Here is a 23,454-nt window from a genome sequence, read left to right as displayed (position 1 = left end):
ACGATGCGTGGATTTAGAATACCTAAAGGTTGCGATTGATTGCCAAATTGACGACTTCGAATACGGGATAAAGCAGGCCGAAAAGGGCCTCGGGCGCCTGTCCTCGGCCGCTAAGGACGCGGGCGGCGACCTAACCAAATACGTGACCGCCCCCCTCCTGCTGCTGGGCGGCGCCAGCATCAAGGTAGCCGGCGACATCCAGGCCCTCGAAAAGGGCTTTGCCGCCGTGTACAAAGGGGCCAGTGATGTCGGCGAAGAGCTGAAAAAGGTCCAGGAAGTGGCCAAGCTGCCCGGTTTGGGCCTGAAGGAGGCTGAACAGGGCTCCATTCGCCTGCAAGCCGTGGGCATCAGCGCCGAGCAGGCCCGCAAGACCCTGCTGGCGTTCGGCAACGCGATTGCCACCACGGGCGGCGGCAAGAACGAACTGGAGCGGGTAACCGTGCAGCTGGCGCAGCTCTCGGGCAAGGGCAAGGTGCTGGCCCAGGACCTGCGCCCCATCATCGAGGCGGCGCCCATCGCGGCCGAGGCGCTGAAGAAGCTCTACGGCACGGTGGATTCGGAAGCCATTTCCGCCTCGTTGGCCAAAGCGGGCAAGTCCTCGAAAGACTTCATCAGCGACGTGACCGACGAGCTGGCGAAACTGCCCAAGGTGTCCGGCGGCATCAAGAATGCCCTGGAAAACCTGTCCGATGCCGGCACGCTGGCACTGGCCAAGCTGGGCGACGCCGTGGCCAAGAACATCGGGCTAGAAGACCTGGCGGAGAAGATTTCTGCCCAGGTCACGCACCTGGCCGATGACTTCGCGTCCTTGTCGCCCGCCTCGCAAAAAGTCATTCTGGGCTTTGCCGGGGTGGCGGCCGGGGCCGGGCCGGTGCTGCTGGCGCTGGGCACCCTCGGGGTGGCCGTACCCAAAGTGGTGGAAGGCTTCAAGCTCATTTCGGGAACCGGCAGCCTGTTGGTCGGGGCCTTGGGGCCCGTGGGCATCGCCGTGGCAGCCGTGGCGGCCGGGTTGGTGTATTTCGCCGTGACCAGCAAGAGCGCGGCCGACGAGTTCCAGGACGCCGCCAAACGCGTGGACGACCTGGACGGAAAGCTCAACCCGCTGCTCAAAACCTACGACGAACTGACCGCCAAAAGCAAGCTCACCACGTTTGAGCAGCAGCAGCTCGGTACGACCATCCAGCAGCTCGGCGAGCTGCTGCCGGCTGCGGTGACGGAGTTTGACAAGTACGGCAAGGCCATTGCCATCAGCCGGGGTGAACTGGTGAAGCTGCGCGACGTGCAGGCCCAGCTCGCCGTAACCGCCGCGCTGGAAGCCTTCCCCGACGCGAACGAAAAAGTAAGTAAGGCGGCGAAAGAACTCAAGTTCTACCAGGACCGACTCAACCAAATCAACAAAACCGGCACCTTCAAATCAGGCGCAATGGTTATTGCTCCCGGCGAGGAAGAAAAAGCCGCGCTCCGCAAGCGCCAACTGGAGCTCTCGGCCATCCTGGAAGAGGCGCTGCTCAAGCGCAACGACATGGCGCGCCGCCTGGGCGTGCAGCAACAGTACACGGACGACAACAACGTGGTGCGCAACGGGACGCGGGCCAAAAGCCAGCAGGAACTGGAGGCGGCAAAAGCGGCGGCAGCGGCGAGGCGCAAGCTTTCCAAGGAGAACCTGGAAGCCGACATCAAAGACCTCAACGATAAAAAGGACGCGCTGGACAAGGACACCGAAAAGGATTCCATCGCGGCCATCAACATCGAGCTGGCCAAGAAACAGGCCCTCATCAAAGCAATCGACGAATTGGGCGTAGGCTCCAAATCCGACGCGAAGAAGCAGGCCAAAGAACTCTCCGACCTGGCCAAAGCCAACGAGACGTTCCGCGACGGCATCCGCCAGGTGAACATGGAATACCAGGTGCAGGGCGAAACGTTCGACGTGGGCGCGGCGAAAGCGCGGGTCTATAAGACGTACCTCGACAAGCTGGTGGAACTGGATAAAACCGGCCAGGTCGAAGACTCGCCCAAGTTCAAGAAAGCAATGGAGGAATACCGGTTGCTGACCATTGCCAGTGAGCGCTTCCAGGAAACAGCCCGACTGAAAGGCATCTTCGAGAACACGGAAGCCAGCATCGCGGCCACGGGGGAGCAAATGCTGGCTCTGGGCAAGTACGCCGATGAAACGGTGGAGCGGGTGAAGCTGCTGGAAAGCCAGCTCAGCCAGTCACTGCAAGGCATCGAGTCCCTGCAGAAAGCTGGTGCCGAAGCCAACGACGAATTTTTGTTGGCCGAGCGGCAGCACGCCAAAGAACTGACCGCCGAGTTGGAGAAGGCCCGGGCCGCCGCCGCAGCCGCCAAACGCGACGCCGATACGGACGACCTGCTGGATTCGCTCAACGGCGGTACCGGCAGCAAGGCCAGCCAAAACTTCGGCGATTTGTTCAGCGGCAAGGCGCAAAGCGAGCTGGAAGAGCGGATTCGGAAGGCCCAAAACGCTGTCCGTGACATCCAAAAAGACGGTGCTTCAGCTGTGCTCATCAAGCAGGCCCAGGACGCGGTGGCGGGCCTAAAAGGCCAACTGGATTTGACCGACGTTTACGCGGGGGCGGCCCAGCAGGCTGGCGACAGCCTCGGGGAGATTGCCAGCGTCATCCTGGACGGCATCGGCGGCATCATCACCGGTCAGATGAGCCTCACGGACGGTCTGGCCAGCATTTTCGGCCAGACCCTGCAAATCGTGGGCAACTTCATGAAGGACTTCGGCAAGCAGCTCCTGTTGCTGGGCGCTGGTCACGTCGCCCTGGGCCTTGCCACCGCCAACCCGGCGATGGTCACGGCCGGCGGCCTGGAGCTGGCGGCTGGTGGCGCCCTCTATCTGGGCGGGGCAATTGTGTCGGCACTTGGCTCGGCAGCCACCCCCAGCACAAGCCAAAGCAGTACGCCCCAGACATCGGCCACGCCCACGCCCGGCAGCGGCACGTCGAGCAAGGACAAGCAGGCCGTGAGCATCACGGTCAACTTTGCCCCGGTGGAGTTGCGGGCCGACGGCACCCAGCTTCGCAGCGTCATGCGCGTCGATAGCTACCGGCTGACCAACACCCGCTAAGGCATTATCGCCACGCCATAAAAGGCCTTCCCTGACCGGAGGGCCTTTTTGCTGCCCATTGCGCGGGGATATATACGCCAGAACCCTCCCGACTTATGGCGAAACTCCTGCTGACCACCTTTTGCGTCCTCAACCCTGACAACTCGTTTGCGAAAACCGAAACCTACTTTGAAACCGGCCAATTGCAGCGGGGATTGAGTCCCATGTCGAGCATTACCTCGACAGCCATCTCCTGCACCTACGCCACGGCGTACGCGGCCGGCACGGAGCTGGAACGCTACTGCGCGGTGGGCAGCGGCGGCGTGGGCATCATGCGCATCGTGCGCGCCACGGCCGATTTCCGCAACTATGAGTTTGACGACGTGCCGTCCACGCAATGCGACGGCACCTGCGACCTGATGGTGGTGGACGTGCTGGCCACGCCCACCAGCACCCCTTCCAGTGCGGACGGCCACATCCGAGTGGAGGTGAGCACCAGCTACCCGCCCCTCACCGGCTACAACCCCCAGCTCGGCAGCCCCACTTCCAGCACCCGCTTCAGCGCGGCCGGGGTACTGCCGGCCGTTTACCAGCTCGACTACGCCAACGTGCCGGCCGGCGCCTACGCCATCCAGTTGCAGGACAACGGCAACTGCCAGTACACCACGCCCACCGTCACGGTGGCCGCCGGCGCGGCGCCCGGCACCGGCACGCCGGGCCTGCCCTCCAACATCGACTGGTTCAAGTACCAAATGATTGGCTCGGCGGCCACCGTCAGCAACGGCTTTGGCGCCACCATTGCCGTGAGCGGCTACGCCTGGAACAAGACCACCAAGCAGGGCTACGCCGTGGCCCCCATCCCCGTGAACTACCCGGATTTCTGGGACCAGACGGTACGGTACGCCCAAGGGGCCATTGTGAAGTTCACCCGCCGCGTCCTGCTGCTCAACCAGACCGACTACTTCCGGGCCAAGTCCGACCTGGTGGCCGCCAATTTCGCCGGCACGGGCCGAATCCCCGCCCCCACGGGCAACAACTTGAGCAGTACCTACTGGGAACCCTTGCCCATTTTTGGCAAATCCAAGCTGTTTACAGTCAGCAACATTGGCCTGCGCTCCTCCGCCGAGTACGACTACTTTTATTCGCCTCCCCGCCACCCGCAAGCCACGGCCCTGACGAACTACACCTATTACGAGAACGGCGCCGTCGTGCGCTACGGCTGGGACGGCTTCTACCGGGCCAGGCGCCAACTCAACTCCAAGGACTTTGCCGATGGCCGCATCCCCACGCCCACGGCTGGCACCTCGGACAACAACTGGGAGAAGATTAACGACTACGCGCCGTTCTACTACGCCATCCCGGAGGCGCAGGCCATCGACCAGTATGCCCTGGGCGCGCTGAGCCGCCGCGTACGCTACCACGTCTACGACCCGACCGCCCCAAACTACGCGCCCACCAGCACGAGTAGCCTGGCCGTGGCCCCGCCCGGCCTTAGCCCCGCGCAAGGCAACGACTTCATCCTGTTTGACGACACCACGCCCGCGCAGGAAACCAACTTGGGCGACCTGAAGGTCATCGATGTCATCAAGAACGACGTCGACAACGCCGGGCAGGAAAACGGCAGCGTGGTCATCCTGGCGACCAGTCCCTCCCTGCCCATCCGGTTCCATCTGCGCAATGGCGTACGCACGGGCTACGTGCAGGACAACACCACGGGCGTCTACGAGAACCTACACGCCGGGCACTTCGTGGTGGACACCTACGATGCCAACGACCGCTACACCACAGTGGAATTCGACATTGAGGACCGCTACCGGGTGCGCTGGCAGCTCACCTTTGACGACGTGCAGGGCCAGCCCCTCGAAATCCAGTTGTTGGAGCGCGACTGGACCGGCAACGTGACCGACGTGTGCGGCACGGGCTCCCCGGTGGAGCTGAGCTGGGACACGGGCGGCGAACCCGGCGGCTACCTGCCCGAAGCGGTCGGCGCCAACCTCCGGTTCGAGGTGCTGACGAGCGTGGCCCAGCAATTCGTGGACACGGCCAGCCAGGACGACCGCCGCCACCGCGTGGATTACTACCGCGACGGCGCGTTGCAGTTCCGCGGCTACATCGACGCCACCACCTACCGGGAAGCCCTGCTCGGCGCGGGCCAGAAAGTTACCCTACTGGCCACCGACGGCCTGGGCCAGCTCAAGAGCACCAAGTTCGTCAACCACCAGCGCGACCGGCAGACGGCCCGCACGTCCATGCTCTCCATTCTGCTCAAGTGCCTCAGCTTCTGCGACGTCAATTTGCCCTTGATTAGCGGCAACAACCTGCGGGACCGGCTGATGACGGCAGACGGTGAGCCGCTGCTCGAAGCCTTTGTGCACCGCAACGCCTACGATAAGAAGGACGGCAAGGTCATCGCCGACGAGGACATCATCGATTGCCGGACGGTGGTAAACGCCATCCTGCGGGTGTTCCACGCGCTGCTGTTCCAGGCCGACGGCTGCTGGAAAATCATTGCGCTTAACGAGGTGCACGACCCGTTCGCGGTGCGCGTGTTCACCCCGGCGGGCCGACTGGTGACGGGCACCGAACTGACTGCTTCCGGCATTGACACCGTTGCCCCGCCGCTGCGCATCCTGGAATCGCAATTTGCGACGGCCGACCGTGAGCTGTATTGGATTGGCGGCACCCAGACCCGCAACACGATTGCCGCCGCCCAACTCCTCAAAGCCACCGTGGCGCTGAAGCTGGAAGCCAACCTGCTGCGCAACGGCGACTTCACCCAGTGGAACGGCGCCAACACCGTGCCCCTGTACTGGTCGGTGCAGGGCAACCCCGCCGTGACCCGCGCCAAGGGCGAGAAGGCGAAGGAGTACGCGGTGCTGTTCGCCAACTACACTACCACGCTCACGCCCAACAACTACCTCATTTCCCCGGCCGCGCCCCACCTCACGGGCCAGGACGAGGACGGCCTGGTGCTCAAGTTTAAGGCGCTGCTGGAGCCCACCACGCAAAACCCCAACGAGTTGACCGCCACCGTCAACGTCCAGGTGGTGTGCGACGGCACGCCGTACGGCCAGCCCTTCCCGCTGCTTGTTTCAAGCAAGGACAAGTGGAAGGAGTACACCCTTCCCTTACCGCTGGGTTTGCCCGGCACCGCAGTCCGGGTGCGGGTAATCGCCCCGGTGGCAACCGACGCGGCCAGCGTAGCCACCACGCTCAAGCTGAACTACGTGGCCCTGAGCATCCAGCCCGGCCTCGTGGACTGGAGCGATTTGAAGGAAGATTTTAAGGAAGTGGAAAACGACGCCTCGGTAATCACCGGCATCCGGCTGGACGATGTCGAGCTGACCCACGCCGATTTGCCGCTGCTGCCGAACGCGGCGGGCAATCCGCTCCCGGCCAAAAAGATGGACGTTTACGCCTGGCGCCACGCGGTTTCGCTTGAGGACTTCTCGGCCACCACGGCCTGGAAGCGGCCCAACTACCCCGCCACGGCCCCGTTGCTGGACAACGCCGCCCAGGACCGGATGGCCCTGCGGGCAGCCCCGGCCACGGAGGTGTCGGGCGAGGTAGCCGGTCCCGGCATCGACTTTCTGCGCATTGGCCTGATGCTGGACATGCCCGAAGACCTCGACGGCCGGTTCATCGTGCTGAGCTGCTTCAAGAACGAGCGGCGTGGCACCGCCCAAATCACCGTGCGCAAGCTGGCCGACGGCGACTACGGCGGGGCTTTCCCGCCCACGCCCGACGAGGCCCGAATTGCGACCAAGAACGGCAAGCTCGGCTACCGCATCAGCTTCGACAACGGCGTGGAAGGCTTTCGAATCGCTACGCCCTAAACGTTGCGCCATTACTGGAAAGGCACTGTCACCCTTGCGGCGGCGGTGTCTTTCCGCGCTCTGGAAACCGGATATATACGAAGTCGCGGCCCTGGTCCCGACCCAAAACGGCGCCTTTACCCCTTTGCCAGTATCCCTTAACAAGTACCGCATTAAAGACCTGCCTGCCATCGTGCGGGAAGCAGACCTGGTCAACAAAGTTTTCGAGGTCGAAAGCCCCAGCGGTACCGACCAGAACTACAAAGTATCGTTTCCGACGGTGGTGCAGACCGTGGCCAACAACCTGCCCGGCGGCAACGACGCCAAGGTGGCGGTGAAAACGGCCCGCCTGTATTCCCCGCAGACGCCGGGCTGGGACCCCGGCAGCACCACACTGACCGGGCTGAACCCTGATTTCCTGTGCCTGTTCACGACGTGCTGGGTGGAATTTCCCCACCCCACCACCGAGTACGTCCTGGTGTACGACGCCACCCCCGCCGCCCCGTTGCAGGTGTGGCGCGACGGCACGTTCACGGGCAGCAAGATTGGCGCGAAGTGGGTGCCGGTCAACAGCATCGAGGCGCGGGTGCAAGGCATCGCCGACTTTTCGCCCTTTGCCGGCTCGTACGCAATAGGCGACAACGTAAAATACACGCTCGGCGGGTCGCTACGTCTGTTTTCGGCGCGTCAGGCCCTGGTGAAGACCACCTTCACCCCGGCCGAGATTCCGGCCCCCACAGGGTTGGCCAACGACCCGAACTGGGTGGAGATTAACGGCAACGACGGCGTCCTCGTGGGCGACTTCCTACCCGGGGCCTACCAGCGGCACGAGTTGGTGGTATTCGACCACCGGCTCTACCGCGCCCGGCAGGACACAACAGTGGGCGACTTCCAAAGCCAGCCGGGCGTGTACGACAATTTCCCGGACCTGGACTTGTGGGAAGTGGTGAGCGGCAGCGGCGGCACCAACTACAACGACGCCCCGCTGACGGCGCGGGTGGCCGCGTTGGAATACAGCGTGGATTATATCGCCTCCACGGTGGGCGACAACTACAACGAGTTCAATACGCGCATCAACGGCCTCGTGAGCACGGCCCCGGACTACGCGCCGGGCAGCTTCACCAAGGGGCAGTTCGTGACCAGCGGCGGCAAGGTGTTCACCGCCAAGCAGGCCATCCAGAACAGCCAAGTCGCGCCTGTCAGTACAAACGCGTACTGGCTGCAAGTGAGCGGTGGAGGTGGTGTGTCGGTGCAAAACAGCCTCAGCCCCGGCAGCAGCACCGACGCCCCGAGTGTGGACGCGGTAAACGGTGCGCTGGGAACCCTGGGCACCCAAGTCACTCTCCTCAGCTCGTCCATTAAGGTGGGGTACGCGCCCAACCCGGCGCAGGCACCCGTTACGGTCGGCGGCCTGAACAACAACGTGACCGGCCTGGAATCGGCCGCGGTCGGCGGGGGGCGGATTGATATTTATGGCAATGATTCGGGCGCGGTTGCCGGCTCACAAATCACCATTTTCGGAGATAATTCCGGCAGTGTTGGCGGTGGTTACAGCCACGTAACCGGCAACTTTTCCGGTCAGGTAGGCGGCTATGCCTGCTTCAACAAAGGCAACTACAGCGCCATCATCGCCGGCACGGGCCTGTCCCTGCAGCCCGGTGCGGATTACAGCGCCATCATCGCCGGACGCAATTTCACCGCGCCAGTCCAGAGCGATACGGTTTACATGCCCAAAGTTTACTTCTTCGAGAATGGCGGCGGCATCTCCCTGGTTTCGCCGGATGGCACGACCCGTAAGACCATTGCGCTGAGCAACGCGGGCGATGTGACCATAGATGGAGTTGCCCTCGGAACGGGGACGGGTTCCGGTGGTGTAAATCAAGCATATGTCGATTCAGCAGATGCAGCTTTACGGCAATACATCAACGGTCTTTCGACTGTTGCTTTTTCAGGTCAATTCAGCGACTTGCAAAACGTGCCGCAGTTATCGGTAGAGGATTCTCGGAAAGAATTACCAACCGAACCGAACCGACGCACAAACAATCTATTGCGCGAAGGAAGAAGCCAAATCAGCGGCGTTCTATTGGCAGATAATGCAACCGCGATTGCTGCACAGGTCATTCAGAACGGAGTTGCCGTTGCACCGAGTAGAACCGGTACACCAACTGCTGTGGCTACTGCTATTAACGCGGACATCGATGCCTTGTCGGATTACTCTCTATACGTTATCCGAATCATTACAACGCCTGCAATAAATACAAATAGCTCTGCTGTGGTGCTAACAATATTGCCAATTTAACCAACCGAAAATTATGCAAACAGTTTATTCATCAATCGAGCCATTTCTTTCTTTTGGCTCAAGTATACCAACAGGTATCATTAATAACGGCGACTTTACTTCTGATATCACCGGGTGGAATCAAACCGGTGGTTGGACAGTAATCAACGGTCAACTTACCAACAGCGAAACGTATGGTGCTAACGGCTTCTTTTACCAAACCGTTCCGACCGTCGCAGGACGTACCTACACCCTGTCATATAAAATCACCGAGTACATCAGCGGCGGCATCGGCATTTACTACGATAACAGCAACGGCAGTGACCTTGCCTATGGCGAAATTACCGTTGGTATTAACTCCATCACCTTCGTAGCAGGTACTTCCAATTACCAAGTCAGTCTGAAAGGTTACTCCTTTGTGGGAACACTTGATTGGTTGCAAATTACCTCTGCTTAAACCAAAATACAAAAACATTATACCATGGCTTTACAAATTAAACCCGCGCTACCTTATCCGTTCTTGACGGATTCAAACCTTGAAGTACCACAAACATACGCGGTGGTTTCAGGCATTAACTTCCGAAAATACGGCATGGACTTCCAACACGATATCCCGGAATGTGAACTTCAATTCACGTACTTCCAAAGTCAGGAAGCGTCCAATTATAAACCGAGAGCGAAGCCGTTAATCCTGCAAGGTCTTCCTGTCACGATGGTTGTGCAAGACCCTGTTGGCTTGTTGGCGTCTGCGAACGCTACTGCTTATGCGATGGCTTATCAGTTATTTGCGGAGGAAGTGAAGCGTGTGTTGGGAAGCGATGCAATCGTGGAAAACGCTTAAACGGTAATGATAATCGTCTTTCCGGCTTGAATGCCTACACACAGCAGGTCATGCTGCAAGGCGACTTCTTTGAATACCTCCGGGAGAACGAATCCATCCAAATAGGGGCAATGATTCGCCAGCACATCACCCAAGCCGATGCAATGGGCCGGTTTTCATAATCGCGGGCGCATACATAAAGCAGCACTACCTGCCCATAAAGCCGCCCCCCCTCCCTTGCTTCTCTCTACCCTGCTTACCGCCACCATTAGTGCCACGCAATTCCCCATCCTTACCGGTTTGGTCAAGGAGTTATGGCTCGGCCTCACGCTGTTCATCGGGGCCATCCTGACCGTCTACAAAATACGGCTGGACAAGAAGAATGCGGTCAAAAAGCAGAAAGAAGAAACCGCAGCCAAAGAGAAAGGCGAACTGCTTGCGCGCCTGAAGAAAATGGAAGAAGAAACCCACAACAACACCAACAAGCATACGGCCGCGCAACTGGAACGCGAAAAGAACATGGACGCCATTGATTCGCGATTCCGCACCATGGAACACAAAGTCAGCCAAGTGGATACGCTGGTGGTGGAAATCAACGGCGTTAAGACCCGGCAGGAAGTGCAGAATACCCTCATCACCACGATGGATGCCAAAATTTCCGAAATGAAATCGGAGAGCAAAGCGCAATTCAACGAAGTGCTGTACCTCCTAAAAGAACGCCGCGACAAGTAATTATGGGCTTGGTCAAATTCTGGAAAGACTGCACCCAGGACCCCAAAACGGGCAAGTACGTCGCCAAAGACAGCTTTAAGTTCACGGGCTTCTATACGGCGTTGGCCATCTTCGTAGGGTCGGCCGTTGCCTCGGCGTGGCACATAAGCGTGGACACGGGCGGTGCGCTCATTATTATCTTCGCTTCTATCGGCATTCAGGTAAACAAGAGCGTAGAAAGCTACTTCGCCCGCAAAACCGCCGACGGAGCTGGTAATGCACTGGTGCAGGCGGGAACAGAGATTGCCCCAGTTGAGCCAGTAGTACCGGTGGTTCCCATAGCGCCTACCGTCATCGTCACGCCTACCTCGGCACCCGATGAATCGGAACTGGCTTCTCAGGCACTATAAAAGGAATGGCCGCCCCACTGTCGGGCGGCCATTCCTTTTATAGAATTTTGGACGTGGTTTGGTTGCGACTTATAACACAGCACTAAAGAGGCGCGTCCTCATTTGTATCAAAATCGTCTCTAGCAGGTGCATTGGAATCAATGGATGGGTGAGCTTTACGCAAGCGGAGGTCTACATTTTGCTTAGGCTCAGTAGAATAATATGTTTTTTCGTAGTATCCCATTGACGCTAACGTTTCGTCGTCACGCTTTAGATAACGCTTTTGGAACTGAGCAAGCTCTATTTCACCTCTTTGAATGGCCGATAATTCCTCTCCTGTTAGTATATCGGTAACATCGTCACTTATGCGGGTATAAGGTATAGACGCTGCCTTATTGTTATTTTGGTTTTGTAGAATCAAGGATTCTTGTGTGGCCTCTGTGATTGCAAGCAACTCCTTGAGCCAAATCTCAGTGAAAGCAGCAGGAGTGTCATCAGGGTCTATTCCAAACTGAACGGCTTCAATGCCCTTTGATTGTCGTATCTGATTTAGGTTTTCAGAAAGGATTTGGATTATCTGCGTGTTTGATGCGCCAGACTCCTTTATCATCTCTATAAGCCCCCTGGTATACTGTTCTTTTACCTGATAGGCTTCGCAGCCAAATTTGCTTGCCAAAAGTGCTAAGGATATAGTCTTATGGTCTTCATTTGATTTAGGCGCATAGTTGAAATTAAAGTATTCACCCCTTTTAACGGTATTCTCCAAGCGTGCCGCCTCCTCTGGATTGGCGCGCTTGCGAATTTGGTATTGACGTTCTGTATTATCGGTAATAAAGGTGTCCCAGATGAACTTGCCGATGAATAGCAAAAGAACAAGACCTAGAAAAGAAAGAAGCATCAGAGCGGACCATTCAGGGTATGTTGTCCTGAGAATGTGAATGCAAGATATGTAGTAGCCCGGTAAATTTTAAGCAAGCGAAAGATGCGTATTATAACTTAAACATGGGCTGATTGTCAGTCTATTATTAGCCCCTTGCTCATCGTTAATGTCCTGCTATACCCTTCTCTGCATCAAGTCCAATATTTTCAGCAGCAGCCAAGTGTTGGCTGCTGCGCCGAAGAATCCAACGGCGGCATAAATGAAGGTTGCGGTGGTTATCATCTTACAGTTCGTTCTTTTTTTTTGTAATTCGCTCGTCTACATGTGGGCACCGCGCGTGCTTGGGAAGCGTTAACGCGGCGTTTAGCGGCCAGCCAATGTGAAGGCGGTTGACGATAAGGTTCCGCTGGCCTTTTTCGGTGATGCCTTCTTCATCCAGCACATCCTGCACCAGCCGCATTTTGCCTTTGTAATCGAGGTAGAGGTTGGGGTATATGTTCCGGCTCTGGGCCTTGCGCGTCACGAAGCGGCAGTTCTCAGGGGAATAGTCGCCGTTCGAGTCGATGCGGTCAATCGTAAGGCCTTCCTGCCAGCCGTTGGCGTGGCACCAGTCAATGAAAGCGTCTTTGCTGGTCAGCCACTCGGGGCAGATTTTAACGCCTTTGCCGCCGTAGAGGTAGAAGAACGGGAAATCAGTTTGGTAGCAGCGTTGTTTGATGGCGCAATACAAACGGGCAATGTGGTTGCGTACCCGCCCAAGTTCTCTCACGGCTGCGTATTCCTCGTCGGAAATGGTACGCAGGTCTAGCCTGGAGGGATTATAGATGCGGTGGTAGTTGGTGTGTTTGTCGCGGGGTGATGCTATAGTGGTTAAGCCCAAGGTAGTGGTTGGCTCTTTTTCATGTGCGCTGAGATGCGCTGGCTTTGGCCTAGTTAGGCGTGATACTGGCTCAGAATCTTATCGAGCATCTGCACGAGGGTGAGCTTTTCGCCGGTCGCGGCCAAGTGCTGCGTGGCGAATAGCTGGAGCCGTTGCCGGTTTTCCTTGGATGCAATCAAGGTAACATTTCCTTTCTTCATAATCGGGGCTTCTATTTTGTAAAGTATGTATGGCATACCGGTATACCTTTTCCCGTTATTTCACATCAATTTTTTGATAATCACTGCGCTATTTCACCAATAATTAACCTATTCTCAATTGCTATAAATAATAAAACGATGCTGCCCAGCCACTTTGCAATCCGTTACCTCTGCTGATAAGAAGAAGCTTACCTCCCTCCTGCGCCGCACCATCTCCGGCGCCACAATTACCAATCACAAGCTCGGTGTGCTGCTGACCGTCAAAGGCCAGAAGCAACTCGTTGCCACTGCCGTTGCCAACGTCCGGCCGTTCCACGTCACCTTCCCGGTCGATGTTTGGAACGGCCTTTTTGATGCTGCCGCCAGAGCGAAAGCCTCGCTCAGCTACGCCATGGTGGACCATCTGGGCCTGAACCTGGAACTGCTGCCCCTAACGGCCTTAGATAAAGCCCACCCCAACCATAAGAACGTGGTAGTGGAAAATGCCTACTGCTCCCAGCGCGAGGAATTCGTGTCGATGGAGGTAGTGAACATACTGCGTAATCTTGCCAACAAGGCAGCAGTCCCGGAATCGAAGTGGTCAGAGTTTGAACTGCAAGCCAGATGCGTGGAACTGCTACGTGAGCAACGGCCAGATTTGCTCATGTTCAGCATTCCCGTGGAACTGGCGCACAAATCGTGGGCCCATCACCTGAAATCGGGCGTGGTGGCCGGGGTATCGGACTGCTGCATCTTGAGCCCTAACGGTGCCTCAACGTGGGTCGAGTTCAAGATTCGCACGAACACGCTCCGCAGTTCACAAGAAGAATTCAGAGACACTTGCGTTCGCCTGGGCCACAACTACCGCGTCTGCTACTCGCTGGCCGAATTCCAATCACTGATGGCCACATTGTAACAATAATGAAAAAGGCCTTTCAACTAGATTTCTAGTTGAAAGGCCTTTTGAGCTGTGGAAAAAGAGCGACCTAAAACCGCAGCAATTGTAATAAAGAAAACAACGCTATTATACTCACACAAACAGGGGAAGTTTGCTGCTAAGGCTGTTATTTTTTGCCTTGGCGTAAGAATTAGCCTGCCAAGACGAAACCCCACGCTAAATTCGGTTATCACATCTAACAATTACTCCGATGACAAAGGGCCAAAAGCGTGAGCTTAATTTTCGCAATGCGATGATGCGCGACCTGTACAAATTCCGTGACGCAGGCATTATTACCCAGCACACATTTGAAGTAGCGCTCAACAGTATTTCATACACGTATTACCGCACACGTCAACGAGGCTAGTGCAACCTTTTATGAAACGCAGTCAGATGCGTCTAATAATCCAACAGAGTATTTATATATTTTAATTAAATACTATTTGCATTTGACTGTATCCTGCTTAGATATTTTGTCTATTTGTGCGAACCTAGCTTCTAAATCTCCAACTTCTTCAAACCCCCAAAAATTACCTCCAGAAACAACAGCGCTTCTCAACGTTTGATTAAAAAAATCAAGCGAGAACCAAACTTTGTTTTTCTTCAAGTAGTAAATTGAATTACAGTCACACAACGACTCATCCAATAAAGTGCTTTTTTTATTCAAATAGATGTGTGCTAATTCATGGCCAAAAGGGAAGCTCAAGTTTCGCTGCATCTCAGATAAAACCGCTTGATTAATTGAACGATAGTCTTCAGCAGTATTCCCCCGAAGCCTCTTTGAGGTTCCTTCGCTCAAATCCTTATATTCTGCCATAATATTTGGATACTTGTTACAGGCCATGACAAAAGCTGCCCTAACTAGGAATGGAGATATGTATACCTTTTTATCAACAACCTCAAGCCAAAGCTGATGAGTGCCAAGACTTGAGTTCCCAATTACTAATTGAGTATCATTAACTATTTTCTTAATTGAGTCAGGCAACACGCCTTTTACAGTCTGGAAAGCACTGTTAGTATACTTTATGACTACATCTGGGAGAATAGTGCCTTTATTTTCTTTCTTGGCATAGTGTGGCGAAAGGACTAGGCTAACCAAGTCATTGTCAACGCCAAAAACCGCTCGCTCAACCTCGTGGGTATACTGTTCTTTGCAGCCAGCAGCTGCTGGAACATCTTTTTTATTATGATTATAACATTTGGAAGCATTAACATAAAATACTAGTGCTTCCTTTTCCGCAGGAGTTGACTTTACGTTGCCAAAGACATCTTTCTCAGGAAAATAGAAATCATATTGAGACTGTGCTTCTTTTGCACTCGCCATTCTTCTGGCATAGGCCATAGTTTGGCTAAAACTTCTAGTATACTCGTCATTGTCTACGGAATCAATGAAGCTTTTAACTTCTTCATAGGTGTAATATCGCTTGTCCCCTGGTACGTCAAATCCCAACCATCTTAATTCGAGCTTCTGCCGCGTATTGTCCGTAATGACTTGAGTATATGCTGCCCATATCTCTTTCCCAACTTCTACTTCTTCTTCTTTCGCGCCACCCGTACCGCCACCATTGTAAGACGACTGTTGAGAAGTAGTGCAGCAAGATAAAAAAAGCAGAATCAGGGCGAATGATGCAAGCTTATTTCTTTTCATTTGTCACATACAGAAAAGGGTCAGCAGCTGAAACCGTTACCGCATCCATACCTAAGCCAACGCCACCTCCATCTGCTCCGTTCTTAATGACAATCGGCAATACTTTATAAAATATTGTCAAGTTATCATTTAAGTCAAATGATAATTGCCGGTCTTTGGTGTTATTCCAACCAACTTTACCGTTAGCAGAGGTTGTAATTGTTTTGACATCAGCATCCACTACGGCCTTTCCTTGAGAGTTTTTATCCAAGCCAATATCAATTCGCTTAGATTTGACAACTTCAATAATCATGTAATATTTGTAGCCAGGATATGAATTTGAAAATTCGGTAATGTCCTTTTTTTTGTTTGTCACGTCTTTGTTAGCTAGCAGTAAATCTTCAACTCTGTCGAGAATCGGTGACGTGATGCTAAACCTAGATTTCACTTTAGTATCAGTATTAGCCCCCCCGGAAGCCGTGAATACATTCGGATTGCTGCCTAAGAAATTTGCAAGCAGTCCAGTAGTTATTGTTCTATCGGTTTCATAAGACTGCATTTGCATCTTACCGCTTTTGACCTTAACTGGAAGAGTAAACAAGTCAATTTTTGCCTTAGTAGGGCTAACTCCAAACACTGAACCCACAACATCCAAGTCATTGGGAGCAGGACACATAATATATTCGGGGCCCAAAACGCCCTTACTATCACCGGTTGACACTAACGTTGGTGTGCAGCTTGAAACGCAAACAACAAAAAATGCAGCGAGGGTGAGGAGGGGTTGTTTCATGACAGCGATAAGTTAAGTGTGCATCTAAAGTATCAGGAATATATCACATAGATACTTGAAATTGTTTATTTTTATTACTAACCCACACAACTAGCTTATAATCAGAATTAAAAATATTTGATTGTCTAAGTATTTTCTGGTTGAACAGCATATCTGCTTCTGCTATTAAACAATGTATAATCCTTTGCCGTGGTTGGCAGCCTTCCCTTCCTGCCTTCGTTGGTAATCAGCTACAGAAGGACGAGATGCAGTAAATCCTGCGAAGTCATGGCGCTTTTATGACTCCTTTTAATTGGTAGAGAGTTATTCTGCTAACCAAATTCAGACCCAGTCGCGTCCGGACTGTTCAGCTTGACTAGTAGCTACCTCGCGATATAAACCCTCCCACAAGTCACCAAAACGATTAGAATTATTTTGTGAAAATAAATGGATTATTTTTAGTTTGAGTGGTACCGATGTGGCCCTTACGGCGCTTACTTCGACTTGTCAGAAAGCAAAAACCAACCCCCTGACACCACGCATTATGGCTAACGCCAAGAAAAACCAGAAAGCAGTAGCATCGGAAGTAGCTGCTGAAACCACCACCGAGCAAGCTGCCGAAGTGACCACGGAAGCGACTGCTGAAAGCACCGAACAAGTGGCTGACGCTGCTGCCGAAACTACCACCGAAGAGGCTGCCACCGAGAAGGCCAAACGTGAGCGTGGGTATTCGCAAACGGCCATCGACAAAGGCGACTTGGAGCGCCTGAATGGCTTCAAGGCGCACATTAAAGAAACCCGGAAGCTGAACGTGAGCAACCAAACCATCCTCGCCGCTGCACTTGATTGCCTTGGCACCACGGAGAACATGGAAGCTTTTCTGAAGGGCTTAGTTTCAACGGCTGCGGATAAACAACGGGCCAAGGATTTGAAGGCATTCGAGGCCCTGAGAGCAAAGCTCGAAAGCACTGAGCCTGCTGCCGAAACCGAAGCCACTCCCGAAGCCTAGGTTGAATAGAAAAGGCCACGGTGGCGGTAACCACCGTGGCCCGATTCAACAACTCCCACCCCCTATCAAGAAGCGAAAGCCGCGCAATATAAAGCGCTGGTCTTGGCTACTGCCTTGCCCATGATACACAAAACCCTATTTTTCGACAATTTCATCGCCGCACTACTCAACGGCTCCACTCCCGAATTGCCCACGGTTGGCCGCAGCTACTACGTCGCTAGCCACTCGCTCCATTTGGAAAACAACCTAGCCAACGATGCCAAGGCGCAACGGCTTATGGTCTGCCTTGAACGCAGCGATGCCCGTTTCTTGTATAGCCAGTCGCCTTATCGACGATTACGCGGCCCGCTCGTCATGCTGCCGGTGCTCTTGCACAGCCGCATAATCGACCTATTCTGCTGCGAGCTTTTCGGCGGCATGGTGGTGCTGGCCATTTACGGCAACCGACCAATCCTGGCCTACGAGCTGGCCGATAGGGTTGCCACCGCCGCTTAATCAAAAAGCCCCAGCCAAATTAATGGCTGGGGCTTTTTTGTGCTCTTTCCACACGGATTTGGCAATAAAAGAAATACGAGAAGCAGGCCCAGCACCGCGCCCATCATCAGTTTTTGTCGATTTGGAGCACCTCTGCGGAGCTGGTGACGCTTTCCTGTGGATGACCCTCTGCGGTAGTAGCATCTACGAGCGGGGCTTCACTCTTCCTGCTTTCCTGTGGGTGAGGCACCCTCTTATGATGGACTAAATTCACAGGCATTCGATGGTGTGGCCGTCCATTTTGAGAAGGTGGGTGAAATCGAGGCCTTCGATTTCGGCTAACTTGTGTTTCCGTACAAAAGAGCGCAGTTGTTCCTCGGTAAGCTCGGCCTCTAGCCAAGTGTCGTTGAATAGCCGGTAAGCAAATTGGTGGGTGCCATCGGTTGTGCGGCCGTAGTTCACGCCGGCTTTCGAAATATGGGGCAGGTAGTGCATTAGAACAACTGGTAAGTTTCTTCAAGAATGAGCCGTGCAGCTTCAGAGAGCGGCTGGGCTTTAATCTTTACTTTTGCGTTGGTCACCTGGAGCTGGCCGTCGAGCCACTCCTGAAAGTATTGCAGCACATCACGGCCGAACTTGGCAGGCACAAGCGCGGAATCGTGAATGGTGACCGTGGGCAACATCCACCGCATGGCTTGGTAGCCGAATGTGTCAATTACGAAGTCCGACTCGGCCTTTTGCATATTGCACGCGAATTTGGTGTAGTCGTCCTGCTTCTGGCCCACTACCCACTGCATCACGCTGGGAAAGCGCTCCCACATGAACAGGCTCTCGGGCGTGGCCAGTGGGCCAATGTTGAAGCGCAGCTCGGAGTAGTAGATGCTGGCGAAAAACTTGCTCTTAAAGTCTTTGCGGTAGTAGTACCGGGCTTCCTCCTCGTCTTCGATGCAGCGGTAGTTGGCTGAGCACTCGTCGAAGTGCATACGGTACATTTCCAGGTGCAGGCGCTCGTAAGCGTCGTCGGAAGTGCAAAGCGCAATCCAGTCGTTCACGTCGTCGGGCGGCACGTTGTTGAAATGCTTCAGCAGCGGCACGCAGGCAAACACCAGTTGCGAAGCGGGAATATCCGTGTTTACCAGTTCGGTTTGGCCAGCGAGAGCCAGGTACTGGCGGCCTTCCGTTGCAAGGTTGGTCACGTTTGTGTGCAGCCGTCCACCCTTTGTGTCGCGGTGAGCAAAAAACTGCTTGGTGTAAATGCGGCCGGCCGACTGCACCAGCGACTGCAGCTTCGGCGATAGCCCTGCCAGGTGCGGGTGCAGCGCCGTCAGGTGCTCGTTCCAAGCTGCGAGGTCTGCTTCCGTGTTAAGTTCGAAATTTAGTCCATCATAAGAGGGAGTAGCAACAGGAAGGGAGAGGTCGGCCAGAAGGTCTTCGTACCGGAATCCTAGGTCGTTCTGGATGGCCTCGCGGAGGTATTTGTCACCGTCCGTTGTCAGGTCGGCCAGTAGCAGCTTCGTCAAGAACTTTGAGTCCTGGTTGAACACGCACACCTTCTTGGCGTAGCGGTGCGTTTCGGTTAGCCGGTAGCTTTTTGAGGAAGCGCCCGCTTGGTAAGAACCCGTCGTCTCGATGATGTTGTTTTCGAGCAGCACTTCCAGCATGTGGTCGGCGTACACCTTGCCGCAGATGGAGCGTAGCTTTTCCTTCTTGATGGCCACGTAGCTGTCCACGTTGGTTCGCTTGTCGTAGTACTGCGTGTTGCCGAGCTTATCGAGCAGCCAGCAGACTTTGTCCCAATGGACACTTTTGGCTAGCAATTTCTTGCCGCCGGCCAGCGTCGCCACCTGGGCGCGCAGTTCCAGCAGGGTTGCCGGAATGTTGAAGATTCGTTTCATGGTTGTCATCAGCGTCACCAGGATTTACTCGGGAGGCGGCAGGGAGGCTTTCGAACTCCCCCCTGCGCTTCACACTGCTGATGACGCCAGTGTGCCGGTTGCCTTTGTTATTTCTTTACTGCTGCCAGCAGTGTGCGAAGAGCTTCGTTGGCGGTGACAAACCGGCCATGCTCACTGCGCAGGCTGTTGACGTAATCGGCAAAGGCCTCGTGAACCACCTGCGTTATGCTAATGCTCTTGCTGGACTTGGGGGTATGCATGTCGTAATTCATGATTTATTTATGAATTTTATATGCGTCCCCTTGGGCTTTGTCCCGGTTATTTTCAGCTTATTTTCCTGGGCCGATTTTAGTCCATCATAAGAGGGGTAGCTCACGGAACCCCTCAGGAAGTGGAGCAGAAAGGCTGTTGCAGGGTTCGCCCGTTCTAGACTAGGCGTAGGAGCCTGAGCGTGGGCCCGGCGTAGCAGGGGCTCCGTGAGCGACGGCGTGCCGAACGACACCCTTCAGTTTGGGCATCGACGCACACCCCATTTTATCAAAGAACGATTGGCGGTGAATACTGCCTTTGCGCTAGGGCCATGGCACGACTCACCACACACCCAAGCTGATTGTGTGTATGCTGATGGCCGCGGACACGGCGCTTTCCCTAGCTAGTTTTTTGGGCAGGTAGGTGCCGACGAAAGCACCTACCTGAAACGGCCACTCGGTTGCGACCGGCCCTCGGGTGGCGAGGGACTTCACTTATAACTACAGTTGAACAGGTTGCCGTTGATTGCGCTGGAGCGTCGGGGGCGCCTCACCAATAGGAGTGGTCAGCGCTTCGGCTACATCCCAGCCGTATTGGAAAATTCGGGACCGAACTGCGCTGTAGTAACTTCTAGTGGCATTGGGTCGGTGGTTGGCAACCAAATCCACAAAGCGTATTTGACGTCCCTGGAACTCTACCATCAAAGGTGGATTACGCCGAAACCGGAAGGGCGAACCCGCCTCGCTAGTAACGGTTGCAGCGGTAGTTATTGGAACGCTTGGAGCCTGGCTACCGGGCAATAGCCGATTGACATGACCGGCCCGAGGGCGTTCATTCACCGGCTTAAAAATAGCTTCCTCGACAGCCCATCCACCTTTGGCTATGCGGCAGTAAATCGCAGAATAGCGGTTTTTGGTGCAGCCTGGGATTAGCATCAGCACAAGCTCGTACAGGTAATAGTTTTGGCCTTGGTACTCGACGATAATCGCATTGCGGCGGCGCAGGCCGCGGCGAGTGGGATTCGCCAAGAGCGGGTGCGGCGTCGCCGTGTTGGCCTCGGGCAGGTCGGAAGCGGCCTGGATTTTCTCGGCCAGCACTTTGTGCTGCGACTTACGCACTTTGGCCGCAGCCATTTGCGCAAAGATGGCCGTGAAGGCGTCGTGGTGGTCACGGCGAGTTTCTTCTTCCTCGTAAGCCTCCATTTCTTCAGGAGTGAGGTAGTAGTCCTCAAAGGGCATTTCGTCGGGGTCGTAGTCGACGTAGTAGCGGGGGTCGTCTTGTAAACGTGCCATTGGCTTGGGTTTAATATGGCCGATGCGGGATTGCAACGACCGTTGTGAGTAATAGAATTAGTCTTCGTCCCGGCTCATGGATGGGGTGCCGATTTCCAAGACGAGGTTCAGCAGGTCGTCCCAGCCGGAATCGTCGGGCTGGAGGTAGTCGAGGTACTGGTTGCCGCTGAACGCCAGTTCCAGGTACTGGTCCTGGGACTGGCACCACACCCGCATCACGACGCGGTCGGTGATGGTGTTGACGTGCATCATCATGCCACACGGCACAAAGTAGGTGTCGTAAAGCACCGGGTGGTGTTCGGTGTATTGCCCATCGCCGTGGTGCTCCAACTGAGTGGTCAGTTGCTGGTAGTCCCAGGGGTTCGGCATAAAACCTTCGTAGTCTTTGTCGGCTTCGAAGGTTGCCATTGAACGGGCGCGCTGGTTGTAATCGGTGGTTTTCTTCATACAGAAAATGAATCAGGGAAGTGAGAAATTTGGGCATAGCAGTAACCGTTGAGGCATTTTGCGTGCCTCGGGCAACCGAATCAATCCGACTTGTAGTTAACTTGCAGTGCCGGCCGGCGGGGTCGTGGTGAGGGGGTGGGCCAGGTGACTGCTACGCCTTTTTAGATTTTATGCAAAGGAAATTCAGGCAATTGGCAATTGCTATTGTATTACTTCCTATCAATAGCTATTGATAGAGGTTAAACATCTGATTTACAATTCCTCTGGCGCTTGTTGTTGCGCTTATCTTGGATAAGCGCAAATTATTGATAGAACAATGCATCATTTTTTTTTGGATGCGGCTTAACCGCACCTTACCCACAACTCTTGCCGCATGATTGCCACCCTCTATCTACCCCAGCGGTCCCCGCAGTCAGTTTCCACTGAAGGGCTGACAATGCCCAACCCGACCACGGGGCTGGTGGGCGTTCCCGCATCCGTACCTATACTATTGGGTTGCGCGCCGGCATTGGTAGATGTGCTAGGAAGCGGACCTAAATATGTAGCTTATTCTATATTCGACTGTGAGGGCGAAGTGAACCCAGCCGCGATGGCAGCGGTAGCTCAGGTCTCCGGGGTGAGCTTCGACCTGGACGACGAGGACGCAATCTTATGTGGTGCTGTCTTAGTAGTCACAGAGTAGAACACTATTCGTCAAATAGCGATAGCACAGGCCCAGATGAGCGACCAGGTGGTGTTGGAGTAACGCCTGTAAGAATAGTGTTGAGGGTTGCTATTAGGTCAGAAGGTCGCTGCGTTGGAAATACGCCGTTGATAGCCTTGTCGGCCTTGTTTGATTGTATGTCTACACTACCGAACTCTACAGATTGTAGTTTGGCAGGGGCTGCACCATAGTCCTCACTGTAAATGGCGTAATACTTCGAAGGAGAAAGATTAAAAGCTGCTCGCCAGATAAATTTCCATGCGTTAGCCTCAAAAAGAAGCTGATACATTCTATCAGAGCGAATTGAAGTTTTTAGTCCCAAAGCTGCGGTGATTTCTTGTGGGCGTATTCGCCCTCTCAACATCGCCTTTGAGTAAGACAGCTTTGATTGATTATCAGGATTTAGATTAGTGAGCATTTCATTAAAATGCGCCTGTATTTCAGGGTTCATTCCAGAAATGTCAATCACTACAAAATCAGGAGTGGAATATGCAAGTTGCGTATCGTGAAGCGCCAGTTCACGTTGTAGGGTTGTTAACTGTGCAGCACCTTCTTCGTCGAGTAGCGTGCGCAAATCATAGTTATCACCTAGGGTCAAAATAGCATAAATGGGCCCTTCGACTCCAGAGGCTATGGTGGTTGCGTTATGGATTACGCACGCATTCCATAACACTACCCCTACTAACATTTGAAAAACGTCACCACTTACTTTAGCGATTTGCCCAGGGGTGAACATTCCACCTTTAGGACTAGCTTTCAATTGCCCTGAAGCAATGCGCCGGGTTACTGCGATTGTGCTGTTTTTGATGATTTGATTTACCAAATCGCTCCAAGCAATGGTCGGGTCGGCAAAAGCTGCATCTTCACTATAGACATAAGTACCCGGCACCCATCGGTCAAATGCACAAAATGATGCTACGTTTTGCTTAAGCCGATACTGCGTATCACGGCCCTTAATCTTTTTGTCTCCAAAGTACTCCACGCAAACCCCATAAGGGCAGTGCAAGCAGATGTCCGGTGGTATTAG

Annotated in this window: 21 protein-coding genes; 10 read left to right on the top strand and 11 right to left on the bottom strand. The window is 54.5% G+C overall.

The window, feature by feature from the left end:
* The first annotated feature begins 142 nt into the window (after positions 1 to 142).
* The 7 genes from Q5H92_RS13850 (at position 143) to Q5H92_RS13820 (ending at position 11,107) form a co-directional block, all read left to right on the top strand.
* Entirely contained in the window at positions 143 to 3,094 is a 2,952-nt protein-coding gene (locus tag Q5H92_RS13850) for a tape measure protein (protein WP_305012128.1), read from the top strand.
* 95 nt (positions 3,095 to 3,189) lie between these two features.
* Positions 3,190 to 6,909 carry an RHS repeat domain-containing protein gene (locus Q5H92_RS13845; protein WP_305012127.1) on the top strand — a complete coding sequence of 1,240 codons (3,720 nt, stop codon included), beginning with the start codon at positions 3,190 to 3,192 and terminating at the stop codon, positions 6,907 to 6,909.
* Positions 6,910 to 7,033: 124 nt separating this feature from the next.
* Positions 7,034 to 9,187 (top strand): hypothetical protein, encoded by a 2,154-nt coding sequence (locus Q5H92_RS13840; RefSeq protein ID WP_305012126.1) that lies wholly within the window; start codon positions 7,034 to 7,036, stop codon positions 9,185 to 9,187.
* A gap of 13 nt (positions 9,188 to 9,200) precedes the next feature.
* Positions 9,201 to 9,623, top strand: coding sequence for a hypothetical protein (locus tag Q5H92_RS13835; RefSeq protein WP_305012125.1), 423 nt, complete (start codon positions 9,201 to 9,203; stop codon positions 9,621 to 9,623).
* Positions 9,624 to 9,647: 24 nt separating this feature from the next.
* Positions 9,648 to 10,007 carry a hypothetical protein gene (locus tag Q5H92_RS13830; RefSeq protein WP_305012124.1) on the top strand — a complete coding sequence of 120 codons (360 nt, stop codon included), beginning with the start codon at positions 9,648 to 9,650 and terminating at the stop codon, positions 10,005 to 10,007.
* A gap of 216 nt (positions 10,008 to 10,223) precedes the next feature.
* Positions 10,224 to 10,718, top strand: coding sequence for a hypothetical protein (locus Q5H92_RS13825; protein WP_305012123.1), 495 nt, complete (start codon positions 10,224 to 10,226; stop codon positions 10,716 to 10,718).
* A gap of 2 nt (positions 10,719 to 10,720) precedes the next feature.
* A complete protein-coding gene (locus tag Q5H92_RS13820; RefSeq protein WP_305012122.1) occupies positions 10,721 to 11,107 on the top strand; it encodes a hypothetical protein in 387 nt (128 codons plus the stop codon).
* Positions 11,108 to 11,189: 82 nt separating this feature from the next.
* Here the strand turns inward: Q5H92_RS13820 and Q5H92_RS13815 are convergent, their stop codons facing one another.
* The 3 genes from Q5H92_RS13815 to Q5H92_RS13805 form a co-directional block, all read right to left on the bottom strand.
* Positions 11,190 to 11,984 (bottom strand): hypothetical protein, encoded by a 795-nt coding sequence (locus tag Q5H92_RS13815; protein ID WP_305012121.1) that lies wholly within the window; start codon positions 11,982 to 11,984, stop codon positions 11,190 to 11,192.
* A gap of 265 nt (positions 11,985 to 12,249) precedes the next feature.
* Positions 12,250 to 12,846 carry a hypothetical protein gene (locus Q5H92_RS13810; protein WP_305012120.1) on the bottom strand — a complete coding sequence of 199 codons (597 nt, stop codon included), beginning with the start codon at positions 12,844 to 12,846 and terminating at the stop codon, positions 12,250 to 12,252.
* A gap of 53 nt (positions 12,847 to 12,899) precedes the next feature.
* Positions 12,900 to 13,025, bottom strand: coding sequence for a hypothetical protein (locus Q5H92_RS13805; RefSeq protein WP_305012119.1), 126 nt, complete (start codon positions 13,023 to 13,025; stop codon positions 12,900 to 12,902).
* Between the two features lie 175 nt (positions 13,026 to 13,200).
* Here Q5H92_RS13805 and Q5H92_RS13800 point away from each other — a divergent pair, with 175 nt between their 5' ends.
* A complete protein-coding gene (locus Q5H92_RS13800; RefSeq protein ID WP_305012118.1) occupies positions 13,201 to 13,941 on the top strand; it encodes a VRR-NUC domain-containing protein in 741 nt (246 codons plus the stop codon).
* Between the two features lie 460 nt (positions 13,942 to 14,401).
* On the opposite strand, the gene Q5H92_RS13795 is transcribed toward Q5H92_RS13800, so the two are convergent.
* On the bottom strand, positions 14,402 to 15,610 hold the full coding sequence (locus Q5H92_RS13795; protein WP_305012117.1) for a hypothetical protein: 1,209 nt from the start codon (positions 15,608 to 15,610) through the stop codon (positions 14,402 to 14,404).
* Positions 15,597 to 16,379 carry a hypothetical protein gene (locus Q5H92_RS13790; RefSeq protein WP_305012116.1) on the bottom strand — a complete coding sequence of 261 codons (783 nt, stop codon included), beginning with the start codon at positions 16,377 to 16,379 and terminating at the stop codon, positions 15,597 to 15,599. Before Q5H92_RS13790 ends, Q5H92_RS13795 begins: the two co-directional genes overlap by 14 nt.
* Before the next feature lie 523 nt (positions 16,380 to 16,902).
* Here Q5H92_RS13790 and Q5H92_RS13785 point away from each other — a divergent pair.
* Positions 16,903 to 17,367, top strand: coding sequence for a hypothetical protein (locus Q5H92_RS13785; protein WP_305012115.1), 465 nt, complete (start codon positions 16,903 to 16,905; stop codon positions 17,365 to 17,367).
* A 120-nt stretch (positions 17,368 to 17,487) separates the two neighbouring features.
* The gene (locus Q5H92_RS13780) at positions 17,488 to 17,862 is read left to right on the top strand and encodes a hypothetical protein (protein WP_305012114.1); all 375 of its coding nucleotides are present in this window, start codon (positions 17,488 to 17,490) and stop codon (positions 17,860 to 17,862) included.
* Between the two features lie 249 nt (positions 17,863 to 18,111).
* Here Q5H92_RS13780 and Q5H92_RS13775 read toward each other — a convergent pair whose 3' ends face one another.
* The 6 genes from Q5H92_RS13775 to Q5H92_RS13750 all read right to left on the bottom strand — a co-directional run bounded on the left by Q5H92_RS13775 (position 18,112) and on the right by Q5H92_RS13750 (position 23,409).
* A complete protein-coding gene (locus Q5H92_RS13775) occupies positions 18,112 to 18,336 on the bottom strand; it encodes a hypothetical protein (protein WP_305012113.1) in 225 nt (74 codons plus the stop codon).
* Positions 18,336 to 19,736, bottom strand: coding sequence for a hypothetical protein (locus Q5H92_RS13770; RefSeq protein WP_305012112.1), 1,401 nt, complete (start codon positions 19,734 to 19,736; stop codon positions 18,336 to 18,338). Before Q5H92_RS13770 ends, Q5H92_RS13775 begins: the two co-directional genes overlap by 1 nt.
* Before the next feature lie 107 nt (positions 19,737 to 19,843).
* A complete protein-coding gene (locus Q5H92_RS13765; protein ID WP_305012111.1) occupies positions 19,844 to 20,008 on the bottom strand; it encodes a hypothetical protein in 165 nt (54 codons plus the stop codon).
* A gap of 477 nt (positions 20,009 to 20,485) precedes the next feature.
* Positions 20,486 to 21,313 (bottom strand): hypothetical protein, encoded by an 828-nt coding sequence (locus Q5H92_RS13760; RefSeq protein ID WP_305012110.1) that lies wholly within the window; start codon positions 21,311 to 21,313, stop codon positions 20,486 to 20,488.
* Between the two features lie 21 nt (positions 21,314 to 21,334).
* A complete protein-coding gene (locus tag Q5H92_RS13755; RefSeq protein WP_305012109.1) occupies positions 21,335 to 21,724 on the bottom strand; it encodes a hypothetical protein in 390 nt (129 codons plus the stop codon).
* A 686-nt stretch (positions 21,725 to 22,410) separates the two neighbouring features.
* Positions 22,411 to 23,409 carry a Cfr10I/Bse634I family restriction endonuclease gene (locus Q5H92_RS13750; protein ID WP_305012108.1) on the bottom strand — a complete coding sequence of 333 codons (999 nt, stop codon included), beginning with the start codon at positions 23,407 to 23,409 and terminating at the stop codon, positions 22,411 to 22,413.
* Positions 23,410 to 23,454: the final 45 nt, after the last annotated feature.

The organism is Hymenobacter mellowenesis, assembly GCF_030581005.1.
GTDB classification, from domain to species: domain Bacteria; phylum Bacteroidota; class Bacteroidia; order Cytophagales; family Hymenobacteraceae; genus Hymenobacter; species Hymenobacter mellowenesis.
The sequence above is the reverse complement of the archived record's forward strand: the minus strand, read 5'-3'. Positions and strand labels throughout refer to the sequence as shown.

Coding starts and splice junctions, on each gene's coding strand:
- Q5H92_RS13755 (WP_305012109.1), bottom strand. CDS start 21,724: ATGAAGAAAACCACCGATTACAACCAGCGCGCCCGTTCAATGGCAACC.
- Q5H92_RS13775 (WP_305012113.1), bottom strand. CDS start 18,336: ATGCACTACCTGCCCCATATTTCGAAAGCCGGCGTGAACTACGGCCGC.
- Q5H92_RS13770 (WP_305012112.1), bottom strand. CDS start 19,736: ATGAAACGAATCTTCAACATTCCGGCAACCCTGCTGGAACTGCGCGCC.
- Q5H92_RS13845 (WP_305012127.1), top strand. CDS start 3,190: ATGGCGAAACTCCTGCTGACCACCTTTTGCGTCCTCAACCCTGACAAC.
- Q5H92_RS13785 (WP_305012115.1), top strand. CDS start 16,903: ATGGCTAACGCCAAGAAAAACCAGAAAGCAGTAGCATCGGAAGTAGCT.
- Q5H92_RS13790 (WP_305012116.1), bottom strand. CDS start 16,379: ATGAAACAACCCCTCCTCACCCTCGCTGCATTTTTTGTTGTTTGCGTT.
- Q5H92_RS13830 (WP_305012124.1), top strand. CDS start 9,648: ATGGCTTTACAAATTAAACCCGCGCTACCTTATCCGTTCTTGACGGAT.
- Q5H92_RS13780 (WP_305012114.1), top strand. CDS start 17,488: ATGATACACAAAACCCTATTTTTCGACAATTTCATCGCCGCACTACTC.
- Q5H92_RS13820 (WP_305012122.1), top strand. CDS start 10,721: ATGGGCTTGGTCAAATTCTGGAAAGACTGCACCCAGGACCCCAAAACG.
- Q5H92_RS13795 (WP_305012117.1), bottom strand. CDS start 15,610: ATGAAAAGAAATAAGCTTGCATCATTCGCCCTGATTCTGCTTTTTTTA.
- Q5H92_RS13835 (WP_305012125.1), top strand. CDS start 9,201: ATGCAAACAGTTTATTCATCAATCGAGCCATTTCTTTCTTTTGGCTCA.
- Q5H92_RS13815 (WP_305012121.1), bottom strand. CDS start 11,984: ATGCTTCTTTCTTTTCTAGGTCTTGTTCTTTTGCTATTCATCGGCAAG.
- Q5H92_RS13765 (WP_305012111.1), bottom strand. CDS start 20,008: ATGAATTACGACATGCATACCCCCAAGTCCAGCAAGAGCATTAGCATA.